22 protein-coding genes are annotated in these 23,819 nt (G+C 65.6%); 7 read left to right on the forward strand and 15 right to left on the reverse strand.

The window, feature by feature from the left end:
* Positions 1 to 48 precede the first annotated feature (48 nt).
* Positions 49 to 1,071, forward strand: a complete 1,023-nt coding sequence (locus CH249_RS17625) for an alpha/beta hydrolase family protein (RefSeq protein ID WP_032393866.1) — start codon at positions 49 to 51, stop codon at positions 1,069 to 1,071.
* A gap of 35 nt (positions 1,072 to 1,106) precedes the next feature.
* Positions 1,107 to 2,072, forward strand: a complete 966-nt coding sequence (locus CH249_RS17630; RefSeq protein ID WP_094681924.1) for a glucosyl-3-phosphoglycerate synthase — start codon at positions 1,107 to 1,109, stop codon at positions 2,070 to 2,072.
* A 69-nt stretch (positions 2,073 to 2,141) separates the two neighbouring features.
* On the opposite strand, the gene CH249_RS17635 is transcribed toward CH249_RS17630, so the two are convergent.
* The 10 genes from CH249_RS17635 to CH249_RS17680 all read right to left on the reverse strand — a co-directional run bounded on the left by CH249_RS17635 (position 2,142) and on the right by CH249_RS17680 (position 14,575).
* A complete protein-coding gene (locus CH249_RS17635; RefSeq protein WP_032393865.1) occupies positions 2,142 to 3,731 on the reverse strand; it encodes an AMP-binding protein in 1,590 nt (529 codons plus the stop codon).
* 99 nt (positions 3,732 to 3,830) lie between these two features.
* On the reverse strand, positions 3,831 to 5,108 hold the full coding sequence (locus tag CH249_RS17640; RefSeq protein ID WP_179273077.1) for an ABC transporter permease: 1,278 nt from the start codon (positions 5,106 to 5,108) through the stop codon (positions 3,831 to 3,833).
* Complete coding sequence (locus CH249_RS17645) at positions 5,105 to 6,343, reverse strand: ABC transporter permease (protein WP_045200973.1); 1,239 nt, start codon at positions 6,341 to 6,343, stop codon at positions 5,105 to 5,107. Before CH249_RS17645 ends, CH249_RS17640 begins: the two co-directional genes overlap by 4 nt.
* Positions 6,336 to 7,838 carry an ABC transporter ATP-binding protein gene (locus tag CH249_RS17650; RefSeq protein WP_045198881.1) on the reverse strand — a complete coding sequence of 501 codons (1,503 nt, stop codon included), beginning with the start codon at positions 7,836 to 7,838 and terminating at the stop codon, positions 6,336 to 6,338. Before CH249_RS17650 ends, CH249_RS17645 begins: the two co-directional genes overlap by 8 nt.
* 22 nt (positions 7,839 to 7,860) lie before the next feature.
* A complete protein-coding gene (locus CH249_RS17655) occupies positions 7,861 to 8,952 on the reverse strand; it encodes a BMP family protein (RefSeq protein WP_230596611.1) in 1,092 nt (363 codons plus the stop codon).
* Between the two features lie 75 nt (positions 8,953 to 9,027).
* Complete coding sequence (locus tag CH249_RS17660; RefSeq protein ID WP_032393862.1) at positions 9,028 to 10,488, reverse strand: nucleobase:cation symporter-2 family protein; 1,461 nt, start codon at positions 10,486 to 10,488, stop codon at positions 9,028 to 9,030.
* 58 nt (positions 10,489 to 10,546) lie between these two features.
* Complete coding sequence (locus CH249_RS17665; RefSeq protein ID WP_032393861.1) at positions 10,547 to 11,044, reverse strand: YbjN domain-containing protein; 498 nt, start codon at positions 11,042 to 11,044, stop codon at positions 10,547 to 10,549.
* Positions 11,041 to 12,369, reverse strand: coding sequence for a D-inositol-3-phosphate glycosyltransferase (gene mshA / locus CH249_RS17670; protein WP_032393860.1), 1,329 nt, complete (start codon positions 12,367 to 12,369; stop codon positions 11,041 to 11,043). The genes CH249_RS17665 and mshA overlap by 4 nt, the downstream gene beginning before the upstream one ends.
* A 38-nt stretch (positions 12,370 to 12,407) precedes the next feature.
* A complete protein-coding gene (locus CH249_RS17675; RefSeq protein WP_045198878.1) occupies positions 12,408 to 13,289 on the reverse strand; it encodes an alpha/beta fold hydrolase in 882 nt (293 codons plus the stop codon).
* An 11-nt stretch (positions 13,290 to 13,300) separates the two neighbouring features.
* Positions 13,301 to 14,575, reverse strand: a complete 1,275-nt coding sequence (locus CH249_RS17680) for an ROK family protein (protein WP_094681925.1) — start codon at positions 14,573 to 14,575, stop codon at positions 13,301 to 13,303.
* Between the two features lie 337 nt (positions 14,576 to 14,912).
* Here CH249_RS17680 and CH249_RS17685 point away from each other — a divergent pair, with 337 nt between their 5' ends.
* Positions 14,913 to 15,668 (forward strand): SDR family NAD(P)-dependent oxidoreductase, encoded by a 756-nt coding sequence (locus tag CH249_RS17685; RefSeq protein WP_094632686.1) that lies wholly within the window; start codon positions 14,913 to 14,915, stop codon positions 15,666 to 15,668.
* 67 nt (positions 15,669 to 15,735) lie between these two features.
* Here CH249_RS17685 and CH249_RS17690 read toward each other — a convergent pair whose 3' ends face one another.
* From CH249_RS17690 to CH249_RS17700, 3 genes are all read right to left on the reverse strand, one after another.
* Complete coding sequence (locus tag CH249_RS17690; RefSeq protein ID WP_179272842.1) at positions 15,736 to 16,932, reverse strand: Ig-like domain-containing protein; 1,197 nt, start codon at positions 16,930 to 16,932, stop codon at positions 15,736 to 15,738.
* 119 nt (positions 16,933 to 17,051) lie between these two features.
* Positions 17,052 to 18,602, reverse strand: coding sequence for an MBL fold metallo-hydrolase (locus CH249_RS17695; protein ID WP_032393856.1), 1,551 nt, complete (start codon positions 18,600 to 18,602; stop codon positions 17,052 to 17,054).
* 62 nt (positions 18,603 to 18,664) lie between these two features.
* On the reverse strand, positions 18,665 to 19,681 hold the full coding sequence (locus tag CH249_RS17700) for a UDP-N-acetylmuramate dehydrogenase (protein WP_094646847.1): 1,017 nt from the start codon (positions 19,679 to 19,681) through the stop codon (positions 18,665 to 18,667).
* 57 nt (positions 19,682 to 19,738) lie between these two features.
* Between CH249_RS17700 and CH249_RS17705 the strand changes: the two genes are divergently transcribed.
* From CH249_RS17705 to CH249_RS17715, 3 genes are all read left to right on the forward strand, one after another.
* Complete coding sequence (locus CH249_RS17705) at positions 19,739 to 20,248, forward strand: DUF2505 domain-containing protein (protein WP_094629748.1); 510 nt, start codon at positions 19,739 to 19,741, stop codon at positions 20,246 to 20,248.
* An 11-nt stretch (positions 20,249 to 20,259) separates the two neighbouring features.
* Entirely contained in the window at positions 20,260 to 20,763 is a 504-nt protein-coding gene (locus tag CH249_RS17710; RefSeq protein ID WP_032393853.1) for a DUF2505 domain-containing protein, read from the forward strand.
* 143 nt (positions 20,764 to 20,906) lie between these two features.
* Entirely contained in the window at positions 20,907 to 21,614 is a 708-nt protein-coding gene (locus CH249_RS17715; protein ID WP_256981152.1) for a class I SAM-dependent methyltransferase, read from the forward strand.
* On the opposite strand, the gene CH249_RS17720 is transcribed toward CH249_RS17715, so the two are convergent.
* Positions 21,611 to 22,198 carry a type IV toxin-antitoxin system AbiEi family antitoxin gene (locus CH249_RS17720; protein WP_032393851.1) on the reverse strand — a complete coding sequence of 196 codons (588 nt, stop codon included), beginning with the start codon at positions 22,196 to 22,198 and terminating at the stop codon, positions 21,611 to 21,613. The two genes, CH249_RS17715 and CH249_RS17720, sit on opposite strands and share 4 nt — an antisense overlap.
* Before the next feature lie 109 nt (positions 22,199 to 22,307).
* Between CH249_RS17720 and CH249_RS17725 the strand changes: the two genes are divergently transcribed.
* The gene (locus tag CH249_RS17725) at positions 22,308 to 23,054 is read left to right on the forward strand and encodes a DUF2993 domain-containing protein (protein WP_179272843.1); all 747 of its coding nucleotides are present in this window, start codon (positions 22,308 to 22,310) and stop codon (positions 23,052 to 23,054) included.
* A gap of 61 nt (positions 23,055 to 23,115) precedes the next feature.
* On the opposite strand, the gene deoC is transcribed toward CH249_RS17725, so the two are convergent.
* A complete protein-coding gene (gene deoC / locus CH249_RS17730) occupies positions 23,116 to 23,769 on the reverse strand; it encodes a deoxyribose-phosphate aldolase (RefSeq protein WP_373453491.1) in 654 nt (217 codons plus the stop codon).
* Between the last annotated feature and the right edge of the window lie 50 nt (positions 23,770 to 23,819).

Genomic DNA, 23,819 nt, shown 5'->3' on the forward strand with positions numbered 1-23,819 from the left:
CGGACACAGGCCGCTCGCGCATTGCTCCCACGATGTCAGGAACCATTGATGCCCAGTCGATTTCGCCTCGGTCAGGCGACCTCGTCGGCTCTGAGCGCGCTCGCTACCGCCGTCGTTCTCCTGTCGAGCACGGCGGCACCGGCTACCGCCGAAACCACCTCGTCGGTGGTCGGCGTCGAGGGCATTGCCGACCGACGAGACATCGTGTGGGTGCATTCGGCAGCCATGGACCGCGATATCCAGGTCGACGTATTTCGGTCGGCACAGCCCGGTTCACCGACGCTCTACCTACTCAACGGAGCGGCGGGCGGCGACGGGGGAAGCAGCTGGTTCGATCAGACCGACATCGCCGGCTTCTTCGGAAACAAGAACGTCAACGTGGTGGTCCCGCGCGGCGGCGCAGCGAGCTACTACACCGACTGGCTGCACGACGATCCGGTTCTGGGCCGAAACATGTGGTCCACCTTCCTCGGTCGGGAACTTCCTCCGTTGATGGATGCTCTGCTCGACGGCAACGGGGCAAATTCGGTCGCCGGTATCTCGATGGCAGGCACGTCCGTCCTGCAGTTGGCGATCGCCCACCCGTCGGTGTATCGATCCGTCGCGGCGTTCAGCGGATGCGCGCGTACCAGCGACCCGGTAGGTGCCATGTACGTCAGGTCGGTGGTAGAAGCCCGCGGCGGTGGGTCGACCGCCAACATGTGGGGACCCCAGGGAAGCGCCGACTGGATTGCCAACGACCCCTACGTCAATGCCGAGGGGTTGCGCGGCATCGACGTGTACATCTCGTCCGGAACGGGAGCGCCCGGGGCATTCGACGTACCGGGTGGTCCCGGTATCGGCAGCGATTACGGCAAGCTCGCCCAGCAACTCGCCGTCGGTGCCGTGATCGAGGCGACGACCGATGTGTGCTCGCAACAGATGCAGAAACGCTTGCAGGAGCTCGACATCGAGGCCACCTACAACTTCCGACCCAACGGGACCCACTCCTGGGCCTATTGGCAACAGGATCTGCACGACTCGTGGTCGGTGATCGCACCGTCGTTGGGGCTGCCGACCGGCACGTCCTGACCCGTGACTCCTCGAGCGATGACGAAGGAAAAGCGATGAACCGAACCGACGCTGCGGGCACTCCGGCTCTGGCTGCCACCTGGGCCCGCTCACCGTGGCCACTCGCCGACATCATTCGGGCCAAACGTGGCCGGACCGTCTCGGTCGTGCTACCCGCTCTCGACGAGGAGGAGACCGTTGCCGGCGTCATCGCCTCGATGACTCCTCATATGGGCAGCCTGATCGACGAACTGGTGGTGCTGGATTCGGGATCGACCGACGCCACCGCCGCGCGGGCCCGCTGCGCCGGTGCCACCGTCGTCTCCAGGGAGGACGCACTACCCGGCACACCCGTGGTCCGCGGCAAGGGTGAAGCGCTGTGGCGCGGCGTGGCTGCGACCTCGGGGGACATCGTGGTGTTCGTTGACTCCGATCTGGTCGATCCCGGTTCGCACTTCGTTCCCTCCCTCGTCGGCCCGCTGGTCATGGACGACGACGTCGAGTTGGTCAAAGGCTTCTTTCGTCGACCCCTGACGATCGGTGACACCACCGACGAGGACGGCGGCGGCCGCGTCACGCAGCTGACGGTACGGCCGCTGCTGACGGCACTTCGGCCCGAGCTCGCCGGTGTCTTCCAACCCTTGGGCGGAGAATACGCCGCGACTCGTCGCCTCTTGGAGGCACTTCCGTTCGCGCCCGGCTACGGCGTCGAGATCGGTGTCCTGCTCGATACGTGCGACCGGTTGGGTATCGGCGCGATCGGTCAGGTCGGACTGGGAACCCGACGGCATCGAAATCGACCGACCTCGGAGCTGGCGGTCATGAGTCGGCAGATCATCGCCACGATGTTCTCGCGCCTCAGCCTGAACGATTCCGGAGCCGAGTTCACCACATTCTCGACCACCGGGTCTCAGGTCTCGATGAGCGTGGCACCCTTGTCTTTTGTCGACCGTCCCCCGCTGATCACCGTCGACCACTACCTCCGTGCCACTCGCCGGAACTCGGTGAGCGCCCCGGTGTGAGACGAAGCCAGCCGCGCCCTCCACCGTCGAGCACGGTGGAGGGCGCGGCTGGGGCTTTCGAGAAACGAGCTACTTGCCTGTCTCCGCGGCACGGAGGTCCTTGCGCAGAATCTTGCCCGCCGCAGACTTGGGGACGATGTCGATGAACTCGACGCGTCGCACCTTCTTGTGCGGCGACACGCGCTCGGCGACGAAGGCGATGACGCCCTCTTCGTCGATCGTGGCACCCTGCTGGCGGACGACGAATGCCTTGGGGATTTCCTCGCCCTCGTCGTCGAGCACTCCGATGACGGCGGCGTCGGCGATCTCCTCGTGCGTGAGCAGCAATGCCTCGAGCTCGGCCGGGGGCACCTGGTAACCCTTGTACTTGATCAGTTCCTTGAGGCGGTCGACGATGTAGACGACACCCTCGGGATCGACGACGGCGATGTCGCCGGTGTGCAGGTAACCGTCGGAATCGAGGGTTTCTGCGGTGGCGGTGGGGTTGTTGAGGTACCCGACCATCACGTTCGGTCCCTTGACCCACAGCTCGCCTGGCTTGCTCAATCCCTCTGTGGGCAGCTCGATCTCCTCGAGGGTGCCCGGGTCGACGAGCTTGTTCTCGGTGTTCGCCAGCGGCTGGCCCACCGAGCTGAGCGGCATGTCGTCGCGATCGAACGGAATGGCGTGGCTGACGGGGCTGAGTTCGCTCATGCCGTAGCCCTGACGCACCCGCGTGTTCAGACGCTTCGCGACGGCCTTGCCGAGTTCCTCGTCCAGCGGTGCCGCGCCCGAGAAGATGGTGTGCACGCTGGAGAGGTCGTACTGATCGATCATCGGGTGCTTGGCGAGCGCGACGGCCACCGGCGGTGCGATGAACAGGTACGTGAGCTTCTGATCCTGGATGATCCGCAGGAATTCGACGAGGTCGAACTTCGGCATCGTCACCAGGTGCGCGCGCAGCTTGAGCGCGATGTTGAGCAGTACCGTCAGGCCGTAGATGTGGAAGAACGGCAGCAGCGCCAGGATCGCGTCGTCGCTGTCGATTCCGACGCGCGGTTCCATCTGTGCCACGTTCGCGACGAGGTTGCGGTGGGTGAGGATGACGCCCTTCGGCACACCCGTCGTGCCGGAGGAGTACGGCAGCACTGCAACGTGGGTGGCCGGATCGAACGAGACCTCGGGGGCGGGTGCGCCCTGGGTGAGCAGGTCGCGCAGGTTCGGGTGGCCCTCTGCGCCGTCGAGCACGATGACGTGATCTGCGTCGAGGCCGACCTTCTCCGCGGCGGCCTTGGCCTGCGGGTACAGCGGGGAGACGGTGAACAGGAACTTCGCGCCCGAGCCGGTGAGTTGCTTGGCGATGTCCTCTGCCGTGTACAGCGCGTTGATCGTCGTCGCAGTTCCACCCGCGCGCAGGATGCCGTGCAGCACCGACGCGAACGCGGGCACGTTCGGCGAGTGGAGTCCGACGACGTCGCCGACCTCGAGTCCGCGTGCGGCCAGAGCGCCTGCGATGGCGTCGATCTGGCCGATCAGCGTCTTGTAGGTGGTGACCGCACCCGACGTTCCGTCGATCAGTGCAGGCTTGTCGAGGTCGGACTCGGCGATCGATCCGAACAGGAAGTCGTAGACGCTGAGTTCGGGAATCTCGACATCGGGAAAGGGACTGCGGAAGCTCATGGCTCTCCTTCGAAAAACTGCGGCAACAATGATCGAACCCTACAGTGAAAGCGGTCACAACGGACGTACGACCCTACCGCCGAGTCAGGTAGTGGAGGGCTAACTTCGCGACGCGTACGGTTTGCCCGCTGCGGCCGGTCCCCGGACGTGGCCCACCAGGCCCGCGACGGCGAAAATGGTCACCACGTAGGGCAGCATCAGCATGAACTCACTGGGTACCGGCGAGCCGATGATGCCCAGTACGTTCTGCAGGTTCGACGCGAATCCGAACAACAGTGCGGCCAGCGTCGCGCGTACCGGATCCCAGCGCCCGAAGATCACGGCGGCGAGAGCGATGTAGCCGGCACCGGCCGTCATCTCCTTGCCGAACGCTCCGACCGAACCCAGGGTGAAGTACGCACCACCGAGGCCGGCGATGGCACCGGCGAGGCAGACGTTCCAGAATCGGGTGCGGGCGACATTGATTCCGACGGTGTCGGCAGCTTGCGGGTGTTCACCCACGGCGCGCAGTCGCAGGCCCCACTTGGTGTGGAACAACCCGAGGAAAACCAGAGCTACCGCGACGTACATCAGGTACACGATGAGCGTCTGCCGGAACAGCACCGGACCGAGAATCGGAATCTGCGAGAGCACCGGAATGTCGATGCGCGCGAAGCGCGGTGGTGAGTTGAGTGTCTCGGCGTTCTTGGTGAGCACCACCGAGTACAGGAAGCTGGTCAGTCCGACCACCAGCACGTTGAGCACCACACCCACGATGACCTGGTTCACGAAGTAGCGAATGGAGAACACGGCCAACAGGGACGCGGTCAACGCTCCGGCGATCAGTGCCGCGAGTAGCGCGACGTACGTGGAGCCGGTGATCGACGCGACGACGGCGCTGACGAACGCACCTGCCAGCAACTGTCCTTCGATGGCGATGTTGATGACGCCGACGCGTTCGGAGATCACGCCGCCCATGGCACCGAAGATCAGCGGGGTACTCAGAGCGACCGCGCCGATGAGCAATCCGGGAACGGGAATGGTCTCACCGTCCGCGGCCCAGGCCAGGAACCCGAAGACGAACAGCACGGCGAACACTGCGAGCAGCCACAGCGGTGCCGAGCGGTACTGCGAGGCCAGGAACGCCGCGTATGCGGTGACGACGGCCAGCGCGACGACCACCGCGAGACCGGTGCCGAACGACGGCACGCCCACGGCGGGCAACGCGAAGAAGTCACCCTCCGAGGCCAACGCGAATGTGCTTGTGCCCGAACCCTTCTTGACGACGAACAGCACCAGAGCGAGCAGGGTCACCACCCCGAGGATCGTGGGCACCTTCCAGCTGCGACCCAGCACCGCCTCGGCGGGGGCACCGACGGCGTCGGTAGAGGTGGTCACAGTGCACTCACCTTCGCGGTCTCGGCTTTCGCGAGTTTCTCTTCACCTGGTTTGGGCAATCGGAACACCGCTCGCACCAGTGGCGGCGCGGCGATGAACAACACGATCACCGACTGCACGACCAGCACGATGTCGATCGGTACGCCCTCGGCTGCCTGCATCGCGAACCCGCCGGCCTTGAACGCGCCGAACAGGATTCCCGCGAAGAACACGCCCCAAGGTTTCGATCGGCCGAGCAGTGCGACGGTGATGGCGTCGAACCCGATTCCGGCGTCGATGTCGGCGCTGAAGCCGGTGGTGACGGTGCCGAGCACCTGCGCCACTCCGGCCAAGCCGACCAGGGCGCCCGACAGGATCATCGCGTATAGGTAGATCCGATTGACGTTCATGCCTGCGACGCGCGACGCGTGCGGATTCTCGCCGACGGCGCGGAAGCGGAATCCGAGACTGGACCGTTCGAGCAGCCACCACACCGCGACGGTCACGACGATCACCAGCACGAATCCGAGGTGCAGACTGTAGCGGTCGCCGAAGAGCTTGGGGAACACCGCAGTCGACGCGATGGGCGGGGTCTTGGGGTTGTTCGATCCCGGTGCCTGCAGAGCACCGGGGGTACGCAGCAGATACGCGACGAGGTAGAACGCGATGTAGTTGAGCATGATGGTGACGATCACTTCGTGAGCGCCGGTGCGTGCCTTGAGGAATCCGGCGATACCGCCCCACACTGCGCCGCCCAGGACTCCGGCGACGACGGCCACCAGGAGGTGGATCCCGGCCGGCAGGTTCACTCCGAAGCCGACCCAGCCTGCGCACGCCGATGCGATGAGCATCTGGCCGCGGCCACCGATGTTGAACATTCCGACGCGGAAGGCCAGTGCCACACCGAGTCCCGCGACGATCAGCGGAGTGGCGAAGGTCAGCGTCTCGGTCAGCGGACGGATGCCGTTCTCGAATCCCGGACGCCGGAAGTTGTACACCGAGCCCTGGAACAACGACGAGTACGCTCCGGCAACGGAATCCCAGACCGCCTCGAGCATGTCCGAGGGACGGGAGAAGAAGTACCCGGCCGATTCCTGCACGGCCGAGTTGGTGGCGGCGATGAGCACGGCCCCGACGATCAACGCGAGCAACACCGCGAGAACCGAGATGATCGCGCTGCCGGTGAAGATCTGCCGCAACACGACATGCGACTTCGACGGCTCCTGAGATACCGACGGCCGCTCGGCCTCACTCACCGCGTTCACCACCCATCATCAATCCGAGTGTTTCGCGGGACGTATCCCCGGGGACGATTCCCACGATTGCTCCTCGATACATGACGGCGATGCGGTCGGCCAGTGCGGCAACCTCGTCCAGTTCGCTCGACACCACGATGACCGGGATCCCCGAATCCCGGGTGGCGACAATGCGTTTGTGCACGAATTCGATGGATCCGACGTCGATTCCGCGAGTCGGCTGCGCAGCGACGAACAGTCGCAGATCGCGGCTCAGTTCTCGCGCGAGCACCACCTTCTGCTGGTTGCCACCGGAGAGGCGTCCGACGGCGGTGCCGATTCCCGGTGCGCGAACGTCGAATTCGCTGAGCTTGTCCGATGCGAACTTCTCCAGATAGTCGCGTTGCACCGCGCCGCGTCGCACGAACGGCATGCTGTTTGAGCGATCGAGCATCAGGTTCTCGGCGATGGAGAATTCGCCCACCAGTCCGTCGACGGTGCGGTCCTCGGGGACGAAGCCGACGCCTGCGTCGAGCACGTCCTGCACCGTCGACCCGACGAGCGAGTTGCCGTCGAGGCTGATCTTGCCGGATACGTTGTCCTGCAACCCGAGTAGGGCTTCGACGAATTCGGTCTGACCGTTGCCCTGCACGCCGGCGATCGCGAGGATCTCTCCCGCCGCGACTTCGAGGCTGACGTCGTCGACGGTCTTGTTGCCCTGGGCGTCGAACACGGACAGGTTCTCGATCACCAGTGCCGCGTCCCCGGGCGTGGCCGGGTCCTTCGAGACGGTCAGCTGCACATCGCGTCCCACCATCAGTGCCGCGAGCTCGGTGTTGCTGGCGGTCGGCTTCGCTTCGCCGACGACCTTGCCGAGCCGGATGACGGTGATCTTGTCGGCCACTTCGCGTACTTCGCGCAGCTTGTGGGTGATGAAGACGATCGTGGTCCCCGACGCCGCGAGTTCGCGCATGATCCGCATCAGATCGTCGGTCTCCTGCGGCGTCAGGACGGCTGTCGGCTCGTCGAACACGAGCACCTTCGCCTCACGAGAGAGTGCTTTGACGATCTCGACCCGCTGCTGCACGCCGACGGGAAGGTCGTCGACGAGAGCATCGGGATCGAGATCGAAGCCGAACCTCGCGGATATCTCCCGCACCAGCTTCCGAGCTGCCACGAGGTCGAGTCGTCCACCGAGCGAGGTGGTTTCGTTGCCGAGCACGATGTTCTCGGCGACGGTGAACACCGGAATCAACATGAAGTGCTGATGCACCATGCCGATTCCGGCGGTCATCGCCTCGCCCGGTCCGGCGAAGTTCTGCTCGACGTCGTCGAGCAGAATCTGGCCCTCCTCGGCGCGATACAGGCCACTGAGCACGTTCATCAACGTGGACTTGCCTGCACCGTTCTCGCCGAGGAGACAGTGGATCTCGCCGGATTCGACGCTCAGATCGATGTGGTCGTTGGCGATCAACGAGCCGAATCGTTTGGTGATACCGCGAAGTTCGAGCTTCATATCCCTTTACGACCGCTTGTTGCTACTTGGGTGCCGACGGCGACTCGACGGTGATGGACCCGTCGATGATGCCGGCCTTGATCGTGTCCAGCTCGCCCTGCAGCGCGGGGTCGACCTTGGACTCGAAGTCGTGGAACGGTGCGATACCGACTCCGTCGTTCTCGAGAGTGCCCACGTACGGGGTGTTGTCGAACGCATCGGCACCGGAGTTGGCGACGACCTCGTCGACGCTGGTCTTGAGTCCCTTGGTCACCGAGGTGAGCAGCAGGTCACCGACCGAGGGGTCGGACTCGAACACGTCGGCGTCGGCACCGATGAGGGCGACCGGGCGCGAGGAGTCGCGAATGGCCTGTGCCGCACTCTGATAGATGGGACCGCCGACCGGGAAGATGACGTCCGCGTTCTGGTCGATCAGACCCTGGGCGGTGTTCTTCGCGACCTCGTTGGCGGTGAATCCGCCGGTGAACGAGCCGTTCTGCGAGGGTACGTCCCAGCCGATGACGCGGACCGCTTCGCCCTTCTGCTCGTTGAAGTAGTTCACGCCGTCTGCGAAGCCGTCCATGAAGATGGTGACGGTCGGCAGCTGGGAGCCACCGAACGTACCGACCACGCCGGTGGTGCTGTAGCTCGCGGCCGCGTAGCCGGCGAGGAATGCGGACTGCGACGCGTCGTAGGTCAGCGGCTTGACGTTCGGCAGATCGATCGTGGAGTCGTCGATGATCGCGAAGTCGATGTCGGAGTTGGCCTCGGCGGCCACCTTGGTGGCGTCGGCCAGATCGAATCCGACGGTGACGATGAGGTTGCAGCCCTGATCGACGAGGTTGTTGATGTTGGGGCCGTAGTCGGTGGGCGATGCGGACTCGACGGTGCGTGGCTCGACGCCGAGTTCTTCGGAGGCTTCGGTCAAGCCCTCGAACCCGAGCTGGTTGAACGACTTGTCGTCGAATCCGCCACTGTCGGAGACCATGCAGGGCAGGAAGTCACTCGATCCGCCTCCGCCCGATCCTTCGTCTTCGGGGGCGGATCCACAGCCTGCGATCAGGGCGATGGCACCGAGCGACGCGACGCCGCCGAGTGCTGCCTTCCGCGTACTCGTGCGGGTAACGAATGACAAGATGTCCTCCAATTTAGGTGTACTTCGTCTGGGTCGGGACGCTACTCGCGCGGGCGAGGGTGCGCAGGATTTCGGTCAGGCATCCCTGTCGGGCTCGGCCTTGTGCGGCTCGGCCTTCGCGGTGGAGACATCGTCGGGCAAGCTGCCGCCTTCACGGAGTATTCGTGCTTCGTCCTCACGCACCATCACTGCCGGCCCCGCTGCCACCACCGAGGGGTTCGGCGGAGTTCCGGGCTTGAACACGTTGAAGAATACGTTGAGTACCACCGCGACGATGCTGGCGGCACTGATTCCGGAGTGGAAGATCGTGACGAACCAGTCCGGGAACTCGTCCCAGAAGTCGCTCGCGACAACAGGTATGAGGCCGAACGCCAAGGTCACCGCCACGATGACGACGTTGGAGTTGTTGTCGTAGTTCACCTTGCCGAGGGTGCGGATACCGCTCGCGGCGACGGTTCCGAACAGCGCGATGCCTGCGCCGCCGAGAACCGGAAGCGGGACGACCCCGACGACGGCTGCGAGAATCGGCGAAAGGCCCAGCAGTGCAAGCACGCCACCGCCCGTCGCCACGACGAAGCGGCTCTTGATGCCGGTCATCGCCACCAGGCCGACGTTCTGCGCGAAGGCCGTGGCCGGGAAGGTGTTGAAGATCGGGGCGACGGCTGAGGAGACCATGTCGGCGCGCAGGCCGTCGCCGACACGCTTGGAGTCGACGTCGGTTCCGACCACTTCGCCGACGGCGAGGATGTCGGCGGTGGTCTCGACCATGATCACCAGGATCACGATGGTCATCGACACGATCGCGCCGATTGCGAAGATCGGGGAGCCGAAGGCGAAGGGTGTCGGGACGGCCACGACGGACGCGTCGGCGACGCCGTCGAAGTCGGTCTTGCCGACGATCAGTGCCGCGATGGTGCCGACGACGAGTCCGAGCAGGATCGACAGCCGCGACAGTCCGGGGATCTTGGTCATCACCAGTACGGCGAGGAGGGTGAACATCGCCAGCCCGATGTTGCCGGGGTCCAGGTAGTTCGGGTTCGGGGCACCGCCCACCAGTTCCTGGCCGGTGATCCAGCGGGCGGCCACCGGCATCAGCGACAGTCCGATGACGGTGATGATGCTGCCGGTCACCAGCGGCGGGAAGAACCGAACGATCTTGGAGAAGAACGGGGCGATCGCCAATCCGATCAGCGCGGCCACGAGAACGGCTCCGAGCACGGTGCGCAGTCCGGTTCGCCCGTCGTCCGCGCCGGCGATGATCGTCAGAACCGTCGAGACCGATGCGAACGAAATGCCCTGTACCAGCGGCAGTTGCGAGCCGAAGAACGGGATGCCGATCGTTTGCAGCACGGTGGCCACGCCACTGACGAACAGCGCGCAGGAGATCAGCAGGGCCTGATCGGCCCCGGAGAGTCCGGCCGCTCCACCGACGATGATCGGGACGGCGATGACGCCGCCGAACATCGAGAGGATGTGTTGCAGACCGTAACCGAACATCTGCAGCACCGGTGGGCGAGCGTCCTCGGGCCTGGTCATGAATGTCAGGCTAGGAACCGGACGTTACGGGCAGCGGCACCCACCCATTTCCGGCGAGTTACGCTTGCTCGGCCTTACCGGCCTCCACCAGATGCTCGAACGCCTTCAGGTTCGCCAACGATTCGCCGCGCGATACCCGCCACGCCCATTCCCGTTTGATGGATTCGGCGAAGCCCAGCTCGAGCAGCACGTTGAAGTCACCGTCGGCGGCCTCGAGGGTCTGGCCGAGAATGCGGTCGAGTTCGTCACCGTTGACGGCGTGCAACGACATTCGGCCGACGAGGTAGATGTCGCCGACCTTGTCGATCGTGTAGTGAACCCCGTACAGGCGACGGTTGCGTCGGAGCAGGTATTTGTAGACGCCCTCGAAGTTCTCGTCGGGTTTGCGGCAGACGAACGCCTCGATCCGCACCCCGTGATGCCCGACGGTCAGCATCGTCGTGGTCTTGAGTTTGCGTTCCCCGGGCAGTTCCACGGTGAACACCTCGCCCCGCCGGGTGTAGTCCAGCTCGCGGTCCTTCAGTGCCCGGTCGATCAGTTCGGCGGTCTCGCTCATGCAGTCACAGCTCCTGATCTGCGTAGTTTCGACAATCCTCGGACGCGTCGCGGAGAGAACTCGCTCGGTCCCTCGCCTCGGTCGAAGTGGAACTTGGCCTTGCGGTAGCTCTCGATGAGTCCGTCGGCGGTGTGCTCCCACGAGAAGTTGCGGGCGTGCTGCGGTGCCGCGGTCGCCATGTCTGCCAAGGCAACTGGATCCGCCAGCATCGACGAGAGCGCATCGGCCCAGTCCTCGGTGCGGTGGCCCTGAACCAGGCGTCCGGTCTCGCCCGATCGCACCGCCACGCCGAGTCCGCCGACGTCCGCGGCCAGGACCGGAGTGCCGCAGGCCTGGGCTTCGATCGCGACAAGGCCGAACGATTCGTTGTAGCTCGGCACGGCGACGATGTCCGCGGCGCGGTAGACCTGGGCCAGGCGCGCCGACGGTTGCGGCGGCATGAACGTCACTCGGGCAGTTATCCCCAGGTTCTCGGCCAGATCGATGAGGGCGTCCGGTCGATCCAGTCCGCTGCCGGACGGGCCGCCGACGATGAGGACGCGCAGCGGTGTCGTCGGATTGCGTTGCAGCACTTCGGCAGCCGCGGCGATCAGCACGTCGGGGGCCTTGAGCGGTTGGATGCGTCCGACGAATGCGACGATCGACTCGTCGGGATTCAATCCGAGCTCGGCGCGCGCCGCACGCTTGTCACCTGGATTGTATTGCGCCAGATCGGCTCCCGGCGCAACGACGTCGATCGAACCCTGCGACGCCCCGTAGATCTCGACGAGAGACTTCGCTTCCTCGGTGGTGTTGGCGATCAGCCGGTCCGCCTCGGCCACCACCTGCTGCTCACCGATCTGACGCGCGGCGGGTTCGGGCGAGTCGCCCTGCGCCAGAGACGCGTTCTTGACGGCGGCGAGAGTGTGCGCGGTGTGTACCAGCGGCACTCCCCAGCGATCGCGCGCGAGCCAGCCGACCTGACCCGAGAGCCAGTAGTGCGAGTGCACCAGATCGTAGTAACCGGGTTCGTGGCGAGCTTCTTCTCGCAGCACCCCGGCTGCGAATGCGCACAGCTGAGTGGGTAGATCGTGCTTGTCCAACCCCTCGAACGGACCGGCGACGATGTTGCGCACCAGCACTCCGGGAGCTGCCTCGACGACGGGCGCGTCGGTCGACGCCGTCGCACGGGTGAAGATCTCGACCTCCACGCCGCGCTTGGCCAGCTCTTTCGCGCTCTGCAGCACGTAGACGTTCATGCCGCCCGCATCGCCCGTTCCCGGCTGCGCCAGCGGGGAGGTATGCAAGGACAACACAGCGACCCTGTTCAGCTGGCGTCCAGTCACTTCTTCAGTGTGCACGCCTCCACATTACGTCTCGATAACTACCCCTTCCGACGACCGGGCAGACTCGGACCATCCACGAACTCGGTCACCTCGGTGAAGAAGCGCTGCGGATCGGCGACGAACGGCCCGTGGTCCACACCCTCCCAGTACGACGCGACCGCCGTGGGAATCAGCTCCGCAGCGTGCCGTCCGGCGGAGACGTCGACGACGGTGTCCTCGGTCCCGTGCAGCACCAACGCCGGGATGTCGAGGCTGCGCAGCAGGTCGTCGTGGCCGACCGCTCGATCGAACAGGGCTGCGCGAACCCGTGGCCTCGTGGACAGCGTCAACCCGAACAACGCCTGCGCCTCCGTGCCCTTGCCTTCTGTCGGCCCGGTCAGCGCGTGCCCGAAACTCCCGAGCGCTTTGATCGCGACGCGGGGCTCCTCGGCCATCGCACCGGGGATCGCAGCGCGCATGGCCGTTCCGACGCGGCCGCCTGCCTCTCCCCTGCCGATGCTGGTGATCGCACCGACGAGCACGATGCCCGCCACCGCGCCCGTGCCGTGTTCGGCGAGGTAGTCGCAGATCACCAGTCCGCCGTACGACCAACCCAGCAGCACCGCGTCGGATGTGATGCCCTCGGCGGCGAGTACCGCGTCGACATCGCCTGCCCATGTCCTGGGATCGTCGTAACCGGCAGGCGGGGCGTCGGAATAGCCGTGTCCGCGCAGATCGACGGCGACGACGCGGTAACGCTCCGCCAGGTCGGCCAGCAGTCCCTCGCCCCAGCAGGCCGAGCTCTGCGCCCACCCGTGCAGCAGGATCAGTGGCCGCGCCGCTGGGTCACCGCTGACGCGGTAGACGATGTTGGCTCCGTCGATGCCGGTGGCCTGGCGAATCGGTCCTGCTGCACGGGTGCTCGTATCGGGCTGGCTCATAGTGGGTCAACCTACGCGGCAGCCTTGCGCATCGAGGCGAGCGGATCGGAGTACAGGGCGCTCAGAGAGACCACGGTTGCGGCGTACTCCTGCACTTTGTCGCCGAAACCGGTCACCCGAATATCCCTGCGCTCCAACGTCGAATGCGTCGCGAAGGCCTCCCCCACGTGCGGAATTCCGGCCGGGTACGCGGTGAACGCCTGGCCTCCGAGTACCACGCGGTCCGGATTGAACATGTCGCGCAGCAGCGCCACCGTCCGCCCCAGAATCTGCGCTCGCTCGGCGAGCAACTCCCGCGCGGCCTCGGAGCCTGCCTGCGCCGCCTGATACACCGCGCCGATACTCGGGTGAGGCTGCGGTCCGACTATTTTGCGATCGACGGCGGCGGCGACCACGGCTCGATCGCTGACGGAGGCCTCGAGGCATCCCCGATTGCCGCAGCTGCACAGCGCCGACGATCCGGTGGGCAGGTGTGCGATGGACCCCGGGCCGCTCGTGGGGGTGTGCACGCGGCCGTCGATGGTCAGCGCCATGCCTGCGGTCTCGCGTGCGTAGAAGTACAGAGAAGTTCCGCTGTTGCTCTGCGACGCAACACTGTCCGACAGGCGCGGTGCGAGGAGCAGCTCCGAGGCCGCCATGGCCTCGACGTGCCCGGAGACCGAGATCGGCAGTCCGAGTCCACCGCCGATGATTCCGGCGACGCGGCCGTTCTCCCATCTCAGCCGCGGATGGTCGACGGTGCCGGTCGCGGTGTCGACACGTCCACCGATCGCCACCCCGACCCACAGTGGGGTGCGGCGGTGCCAGCGTCCGGCGAAGGCACCGGCACTGCGGGTGATCGACGCCAACGCTGTCTCCGAAGACCCGGCGGGCGTTGGTATCTCGATGGCGCCGAGGATGCGTCCCCGCAGATCGCTGACGATGATGCCGGTGACGACGGCTCCGATGTGGATGCCGATGGTCGAGAACGGTTCGTGGTTGACCTCGAAGGGCACCCGCGGGCGGCCGATCGCCCCCGGTGCCGTCAGGTCTGCGCGCTCACGGAGCATCCCGACGGCGAGCAGGGCCGACACCTGACGGTTGACGGTGGCGATGCTCGAACCGGTTGCGCGAGCAGCACGCTCGCGCGAGATGGGACCTTCGACGCAGACCACCCGAAGTACCGACGCGGCGGGACTGTCGGCGATCCGCAGATCGGGTGCGACGAGTTGGACGCGCGATCGAGGCCTCGCGAGAGACCGAAGAGAGGTGGGGCCGGTGTGGTGGTGCAGCGTTGAAACAGACATCCGTTGTGGTCCTCAGCAATGGCAGACCTCCGTCGTGGATGGACAACGACGAAAGAGCGAAGTGATGCAGGTCAAGGAAGGGTGCGGTGGTCGCGAAGAACCACGACACGCGAATCGACTGTCTGCAGCTCGAAACAGGGAGCTAGAGACGGATTCCTTGGCCGGGACAACACAGTTCCCGAGGAAGCGGCAAGCGAGAACCGAGGGATGCGGTCACATAGGTGACCCGCATCGCGGTGGTCTCACTGGCGGACATGAGTCCAAAATTAGCACCCTCGCGTCCGAAGTCCAATCGGGCATCGGAAAGCACGGGGTACGCCGGGCATAGAATTTCACCATGACCTCGTCCGAACACATTTCCCCCGATGCCCGAATCGCCGTCGTCACCGGAGCGAGCTCCGGCATCGGCGCGGCCACCGCCCGCCAACTCGCCGCCGACGGATTCCACGTCGTGATCGGAGCCCGCCGCCTCGACCGGCTGGAGGAGTTGGCGTCGGAGATCGGCGGCACTGCCCTGGAACTCGATGTGACGGACGAGGATTCGGTCGCTGCCTTCACCGCGGTCATTCCCCGCGTCGACGTGTTGATCAACAACGCCGGTGGCGCGAAGGGCTTGGCCCCGGTGATCGACGCCGACCTCGACGACTGGCGCTGGATGTGGGAGACCAACGTGCTCGGTACATTGCGGGTGACGAAGTCGTTGCTGCCCAAGCTGATCGACTCCGGCGACGGCCTGATCGTCACCATCACGTCGGTTGCGGCATTCGAGGCGTACGACAACGGTTCGGGCTACACCTCGGCCAAGCACGCTCAGGCAGTGCTGCATCGGACGTTGCGCGGCGAGCTGCTGGGCAAGCCGGTGCGATTGACCGAGGTCGCGCCGGGTGCCGTGGAAACCGAGTTCTCACTCGTCCGGTTCGACGGCGACGCAGACAAGGCCGACGCGGTCTACCAGGGCATCACACCGCTCGTGGCAAGCGATATCGCCGAGGTGATCGGCTTCGTCGCATCTCGCCCGTCGCACGTCAACCTGGATCAGATCATCATCAAGCCACGTGATCAGGCCGGTCCGGGGCGCTTCTCCCGTAAGTAGCGGCTTCGCCGCAGGTGAGCGGAACTTCGTAGTGGGCTACGAAGTTCCGCTCACCTGCGCGTAGCGCTCACAGCGCCGACATCGACTCCCACGTCGGCCAGTCGATGGCCCAGTCGTACAGGTCGCCGTCTGCTGCCGAGAGGTCGATGCGCGTGCCGGTGACCTCGACGGGATCGCCGTACATCGCCGTCTGGAAGTACTGCTGAGCGTCGGCGTCGGAGAGATTGATGCACCCGTTGGTGACGTTCGAGGCCCCCTGCACTCCGGTTGTCAGCGGATTGGCGTGGATGAACTCACCGTTGTTGGAGATACGCACAGCCCAGCGTTCGCGGACGTTCTCGTAGAACGGCGGGTTGGACATCAGGAAGTCCTCGTGCTTCTCGGTGACGACGTGGATACCGCTGCGGGTGACGTTGCGGTCCTCGTTGCCCTCGCCGTAGCTGACCGGTATGTCCATGATCGTCGCGCCGTCGCGGACCACCTGCATGCGGTGGCTGGTGGCGTCGGCGACGACGACCTGACTGCGTCCGATGCTGAAGTTCAGGGTGACATCGTCGGCTCCGTATGCACCGTCGCCGTAGTTCACGCCGTACAGGTTGGCTACCACCGAGACGGTCGTGCCGGGAGCCCAGTAGTTGGTGGGACGCCAGTGGATGCGCGAGCCGTTGTCGTCCGGAAACCATGCCCACGCGCCGGGAGTCGGCGGGTTGGTGGTCACCGTCAACGCCTTCTCGACGGCGGCCTTGTCGGCGATCGCCGAATCGAACTGCAGGATGATCGGGGCGGCGATGCCGACCTCCTGGCCGTCGCCGATGTTGGTGCTCACCGACGTGCGGCTGTCGGGTTCGACGGTGGTGAAGGCACCGGTGATCTCGACGGCCTTGTCGTCGCTGCCCACGGCCGAGCCGGACCACGTGTACTGCACGCCGTAGCCGAGAGGCTCGGTGATGGCGTACGAGGTCTTGTCGGGCGAGAGCGCGCCCTGGACGACCTTGCCGTCGGGGTTGGTCAACGCGACCTGGGTGAGCGTTCCGTCGGCAACGGAGACCGAGATCGGCGCGACGGGGCTGACGTCGACGGCACCTGCGACCGGGTTCTCGGTCACCCGTGCGACGGGCGCTGCCTCGGTGGTCGGGGCTGCCGTGCCCGAGCCGGCATCGCCCGATCCGACGGTGCAGCCTGCCACGAGTGCCACCAAGGCGACCAGCACGGCGATCAACCACACCGTGCGAGTCCGTTTTGTCTGTTCTACCTGCTCATGCACGTTATCCAACGTACCTGCGTCGGCGAACTACCCCGATTTTTGGGGGCAGTCTCACAGCTGGCAGGAGTGGAGCCCGCGGAATGACTCACAGCTGCAGGAGTGGAGTTCCGCGGAACGACTCAGAGTTTGCGCGTACGCAGTTCGTGCCCCTTGGACGTCAGACAGCGCCCGGAATCGAGGCTCCAGTCCCACCCGTGCAGATTGCAGGTGAGCTTGTTGCCCTCGACGATGCCGAACTTCGTCAGGTCCGCTTTCAGGTGCGGGCAGCGGCGCTGGATCTCGTAGCCGCCCATCGTGATCGTGGCGGTGTCGTCGTGCGCCTCGGCGAACCAGCCGTCGGCGTAGGCGATGCGCTCGTCGGTGAGGCACTTGAAGAACGTGTAGAGGAATTCGTTGTAGCCGCCGACGCGTCGGGCTCGGAAGCGGGTGGACAGGAAGATCGAGTTGACCCAGTCCGGCTCTCGGTCACGTATCGCGGTGCGCACCAGTTCCGGCGGGATGGTGAAGCTGTAGCGGAACTTCTCGTTCGAGATCGGTTCGCGCACAATCCTTTTCGGAAAGTCCAGCACGACGGTTTCGTCGCCCATGGTGATTCCGACGGGATAGCCGATGCCGTCGCAGATCAGGTCCGTCTGCGCCATGATCGGCTCGAACAGGCCCCTCATCGGCTCGAGCAGTGGCTCGCCCTCGGCCGGAGCCCACGCCGCCTTCTCCGCTGCGATGACCGATGCCTGACGCTGGGCATAGGCCTCGATGTACTCGGCCTTACCGGTGGTGAAGATGGCCTCGGCCTCGGCCGTCGGAATCGGGTGCTCGTGGGAGATCAGCTCGGAGCCGTCGAACGTGGCGGCGGTGCCCGGCATCATCAGCAGGCCCTTGTCGTGCCCGTGCAGTCGCATCTGCTCGAGAAACACCATCTGGTCCGGGAACACGTTCGCCGGGTCGCCGTAGACGTCGTTGAGCGAGCGCAGTTCGTCGTCGAGGAAACACGGCGGGCCTGCCGACGGGACGACCCAGGTGGAGCCGACCTGCTCGATGTACTGGCGCGCCCGATCCATCTGCCGTTGACGCTTCTGGATGCCGAAGTTCTTCTTCGCGCGCGAGACCATGTCGTAGACCATCGGGTACCAGATCGCGCCCGAGTACTGCAGCATGTGCACGTCCACGGGACCGAAATTCTCGGTCATCACGTCCAGGTCCACCGGCCTCGCGTCGTTCATGTTGAACGCGACGGTCTTGCCGTCCGAGACGACCAGACCCGAGTCGCCGATCGGCCCGTCGGCGGGCGCACGCAACGCGATGATCATGATGTCCAGATCGCCCTTGGGACCGGAGATCGTGTGCTTGACCGAGTCCGTCGTCTCGTAGAACTTGTGGAAGCCGAGCTTCTCCAGCTCGTGCTTGAGATCGAGCACCGGGTAGTCCGGCAGCAGGACCGTGGCGTCCTTGTTGACGTGCTCGGCCAGGTTCTTCGGGTCGAAATGGTCCTTGTGCAGGTGCGAGACGTAGAGGTAGTCGCAATCACCGAGGGCGTCCCAGTCCAGACCCGAGTTGTCGGGGAACGGGAACCACGACGCGTAGAACGACGGGTTGACCCACGGGTCGCACAGGATGCTTCCGGCGTCGGTCCGAATATGGAATCCCGCATGTCCCACGCTGGTGACCTGCACTGATTTACCTCCCTGGAGCCTTCACTTGCAAAGCTTCATCGTATGCGCCGTTTCGACCGGCCCTAACCCAGTGCGCAGTTGACGAGGTCACACTCGGGCGTGAGCGTGATGCCGAACTTCTCCTGCACCCCGTCGCGGACGTGCGCGGCCAGCGCCATGATGTCCGACGCGGTCGCCCCACCCCTGTTGGTGATCGCCAGCACGTGTTTCGAGGAGAGCGCCGCGGTGCCGCGCCCGAATTCGGTGCCGTACCCGCGTGGGAAGCCCGCGTTCTGGATCAGCCAGGCGGCCGGGATCTTGGTGCCCGCGGGGTCGGGGAAGTTGGGCGCGTGTGCGGCGGCCTCGGGTACCTCGGGCAGGACCGGGTTGAGGAAGAACGATCCGACGCTCCACGTGTCGTGGTCGCCCGCGTCGAGCACCATGCCGCGTTCGCCGCGCAGTGCCAGCACGGCAGCGCGCACGTCCGGCACCGGTACGACGTCGCCGATCTGCACGTCGAGACGCTCCGACAACGCCGCGTAGCGCACCGGAAGCGACTCGGTCGTCTTCTTCAGTGCGAACGTCACGTCCAGAATCACGTAGCGCGAGGATCGCTTGAACACCGACGACCGATGCGTTCCGAAACCGCACTGCTCCGGCGTCCACACCGCCGTCCGATCGGTCTCGCGGTCGTAGACGGTGAGGCTGTGCAGCAGCTCCGACGTCGACGCGCCGTACGCGCCGACGTTCTGGATGGGCGTCGCGCCGGTGGTTCCGGGGATACCCGAGAGCGCTTCCATGCCCGACAGTCCCGCGTCGATCGTCGCCTGCACGACGGCATCCCACTCGACACCCGCATCGACCGTCACCATCTCGCCGTCGATGTCCAGCCGGGACCCGGTCACCCGAACCACCCGGCCGTCGAAGCCGTCGTCGCCGACGACCAGGTTGGATCCGCCGCCGATGACCAGCACATCCGTCCCCGAGCGGTCCGCGTCACGCACCAGCGAGACCAACTCGTCGGCGTTCGTCGCGACGGTGAATTCACGGGCCGGGCCGCCCACCCGGATGGTGGTGAGCTCCGAAATTGCAGTAGGCACGGACTCTCACGCTACCGGTCGCGCACCGGGTCTTCGGTCACCCGGTAACCTGCGGGGATGCCTCGCCCCATTGAGCACAGCTCGACTGTGCCCGCCTCCGCCGACAAGGTCCACGCCGCGCTGACGTCCGAGCAGTACTGGAAGGACCGCATCGAGCAGATCGGCGGACCGGGTGCCAGCCTGAAGAGCGTCACGGTCGGCAACGGAACCATCGACGTCGTCATGACCCAGTCAGTTCCCGAAGAGGAGCTGCCGTCCGCGGTGACCGCCTTCAAGAAGGGCGACCTCATCATCGAACGCACCGAGAGCTGGGGACCGTTCGACGGCACCCACGCCGACGGCACGTTCGGAGCGACCGTCGAAGGCGCACCGGCCCGCATCACCGGCACCACCACGCTCGACGCCGGCGGCGAGACGACCACCATCGCGTTGGCAGGCACCACCGAGGTCAAGGTTCCGATCTTCGGCGGCAAGATCGAAGCGATGATCAGCGAGCAGGTGCTCTCCCTCATCGACAACGAACAGGACTTCACCGGTAACTGGATCGCCGCGAACCCGAACGGCTAACCTGGCGCACTATGGCTCGCCGAATGAACTACTCCGCCCGGTTCACCCACTCGACGCAGCAGGTCTATGCAGCGCTCTCCAGTCGCGATCACTGGGATGCGCGCATCGAGGAGATGCGTAAGTACTCGGAGAACGAGCTGAAGAGCTTCGAGGTGTCCGACGCCGGAATCGACATCGTGATGCACCACGTCATCCCGCGCACCGAACTGCCCGACATCGCGCAGACGGTGATGAAGAAGGACATGATCATCACCCGCAACGTGCACTTCGATGCCTTCGAGGAAGTCACCGCGGGCCACTACGACGCGTCGATTCCGGCCGGACCGGGCTCACTCAAGGGCACCACCTCGCTCTTCCCCACCAACGGCGGATCGACCCTGCGCACCTCCTCCGAGGCCAAGGTCTTCCTGCCGTTCATCGGCGGCAAGCTCGAACAGCTGATGCTCGTCAACCTCATCGACCTGTGGCGCGGTGAGGGCGAAGTGACCGCCGACTGGCTCGAGAAGAACGCCTAGCCCTGAGCCCGGTCCACAGAGGTCGTTCCGCAGGCTCCACTCCCCATCTGGGTCGTTCCACAGGCTCCACTCCTGCCCCCGAAGGTGTCATCACTCGCGGCACCACCGGCATCAATCGGTTGCGTCGTAGCGACCGGTGGCTGATGCACCACCCCGATGTCCGACGCGTTCTGCAGAGCTCGGCGAATCCCCTCGTCGTGGACCTCGGGTACGGGGCGATGCCGAACACGACGCTCGAGCTGGCCGGTCGATTGCGCACCGTCCGGCCCGACCTCCGAGTCACCGGTCTCGAGATCGACCCCGCTCGCGTCGTCCCCGGCAGTGACGGCGTGCAGTTCGCCCGCGGCGGTTTCGAGCTGGCGGGCCTGCGCCCCGACCTGGTGCGGGCGTTCAACGTACTGCGCCAGTATCCCGAGGATGCGGTACCCGCTGCCTGGCAACGCATTCTGTCGAGCCTGGCACCCGGTGGCCTGCTGATGGACGGCACCTGCGACGAGCTGGGTCGACGGTGCGCCTGGGTGTTGCTCGACGCCGAGGGCCCCCGTTCCCTGACGCTGGCATGGGATCCGTTCGACGTCGAGATGCCGTCGGACATCGCGGAGCGGCTTCCGAAGGTGTTGATACATCGCAACATCGAGGGCGAGCTGATCCACGATCTGCTTCGACGGGCCGACAGAGCGTGGTCGGTCTCGGCCCCGCTGGCCCCGTTCGGGCCTCGAATTCGGTGGCGCGCAGCCATGAAAGTGCTTGCCGAACAGGGTCTTCCGATCGCACTCCCGCGCCGACGGATGCGAGACAACGTACTCACGGTCCCGTGGTCGACGGTCGCACCGGCAACGCGAATCGACTAGGTGCAGGCGGACAGTGCCAGTTCGACGCGTTCGGCCACTCGGTCGGTGCTGTTTCCGGCCTCGGAGTACAGCGCCTGCGGGTCGACGCGACCGATCGCCACGGCGTCGCACACCACCTCGTCGAGGGTGATCTGGGAGATGCCGCCTGCGGCGAGGTCGAGCACGGTCCGCACCGGGGTGGTGAGGTTGAACGTGCCTGCCGATTCGACGTCCCGGGGCTCGAGTCGTAGGCGATGCACCGCCAGTCTGGTGTCGGTCAGTCGTAGGTCGCCGAATGCGCAGACGTGCACGAATTGAGGGTGCAGGTGCCCGAATCCGTGTAGCTCCGCCGCGCTCTGGTGCGAGATCACGGCCTCGCCGCCGAACCAGGCACACCACATGGCGAACACTTCGAGTTCGCTGTGTGGCCACTGGCCGAGTCGGAACAGGTTGCGCTCGACGCGAGTCCACGTGTTGGTGGCCAGATTTACGCGCGCCATCGCAGAATCGAAGCCGAGCTCGCCGGCCTGCTCGGCCGTGAAGTAACCGTCCTGGCGAGTGGCCAGCGAGTGCAATTCGTGCACGCTCGGTCCTGTCGTACTCATGACGCAAGCCTACGTCACAATGTGTTACAGGTCACAAAGTTTCGATCGAGAACGCAGGTTCGGCGAGTTTCACAGAGCTTGCTCAGAATCATCGGGAAGACTGCCAGGAATGTCATCCACAGCCAGGCGCAGCACCGCACCGCTGATCGCAGTCTCCGTCGTCGTCGTCCTCCTCGTCGCCGTCATCGGTGGCGAGTTGTTCGTCCGTCAGCAGATCAAATCCTGCCTCGCCGGCCAGCTCGAGTCCGAGCTCGGCAGCCAGGTCGAGGTCGGTCTCGGCCTGAAGCCGGTCCTGCTGTCACTGGTGGACAAGAAGGTCTCCTCGGTCACCGTCGACAGCGACGACGCGCGCTTCGGTCCCGCCGAGGGCATGGTCGTGCACGCCGAGGCACGTGACCTGAACCTGACGCAGACCGCCGACTCCGGCGGCACCATCGGCAGCTCCAGTGCCGACATCTCGTGGTCGACCGACGGCATCACCCGCACCCTGCAGAGCCAGGGCATCGGCGCGATCGTCTCGGGCGTCACCTCGGACGCGTCGGCGGGCACCCTCGACTTCGCCGTCGGAGCACTGGCGAATCTGACCGTCAAGCCGCAGGTTGCAGACGGCAGGGTCGACTTCCAGACCGTCGACGCATCGATTCTGGGTCTCGGCATCCCCACCGATCTGGTCGACTCCGTCGTCGGTGTGCTGACCGACAGTCTGCAGGCCTACCCGCTGGACATGGCTCCGACGTCGCTGACCGTCACCGACAGCGGCATCGAGCTCACCCTCGAAGGCGGGCAGTACACGATTCCGGTGACTCAGCAGGATCAGAATCAGCCGACACCCGAGGGTTGCTCGCTGGTCGCGTAACCCACGTGAGCGGTAATTCGTAGCAGGCTACGAATTACCGTGCACGTGCGACGCAGTCGCTCTAGCTCAGACCGTCGAGCACCGCGCGCGTTCCCGAAAGACCCAATCGTGTTGCGCCCGCGTCGATCATGGCCAGGGCGGCCTCCGTGGTGCGGATGCCGCCACTGGCTTTGACGCCCAGTCGTCCGCCGACGGTCTCCGCCATCAAGCGCACCGCTTCGACGCTCGCGCCGCCTGCGGGGTGGAATCCGGTGGATGTCTTGACGAAGTCGGCACCGGCTTTCTCGGCGGCGCGGCACACCTCGACGATCGCGTCGTCGGACAGTGCGGCCGATTCGATGATGACCTTCAGGACCGCAGTTCCGGCGATCCCCTCGCGGACGGTGACGATGTCGGCCAGTACCGCGTTGTAGTCCCCCGCGATGGCCGCGCCGACGTCGATCACCATGTCGACCTCGTCGGCGCCTTGCTGCACCGCGAGCCTGGCCTCGGAACCCTTGATCAGCGAGTGATGCTTGCCCGACGGGAATCCGGCGACGACGGCAGTGAGCATTCCCTCGGCCCGAATCGGCAGCATCGACGGCGATACGCACACCGCGAGCACTCCGAGTTCGCGGCCTTCCTCGATAAGAGCGGCCACGTCGGCCGTCGTGGCTTCGGGCTTGAGCAGCGTGTGGTCGACCATTCCGGCGAGGGCGGAGCGGGTGAGTGTCATGCGGTCCAGCTTTTCACAGCACGCCCTTTCGTAGCCCTGTCGGTCTACGA

The sequence above is a fragment of the Rhodococcus sp. 05-2255-3B1 genome, from assembly GCF_002258545.1.
GTDB lineage: Bacteria > Actinomycetota > Actinomycetes > Mycobacteriales > Mycobacteriaceae > Rhodococcoides.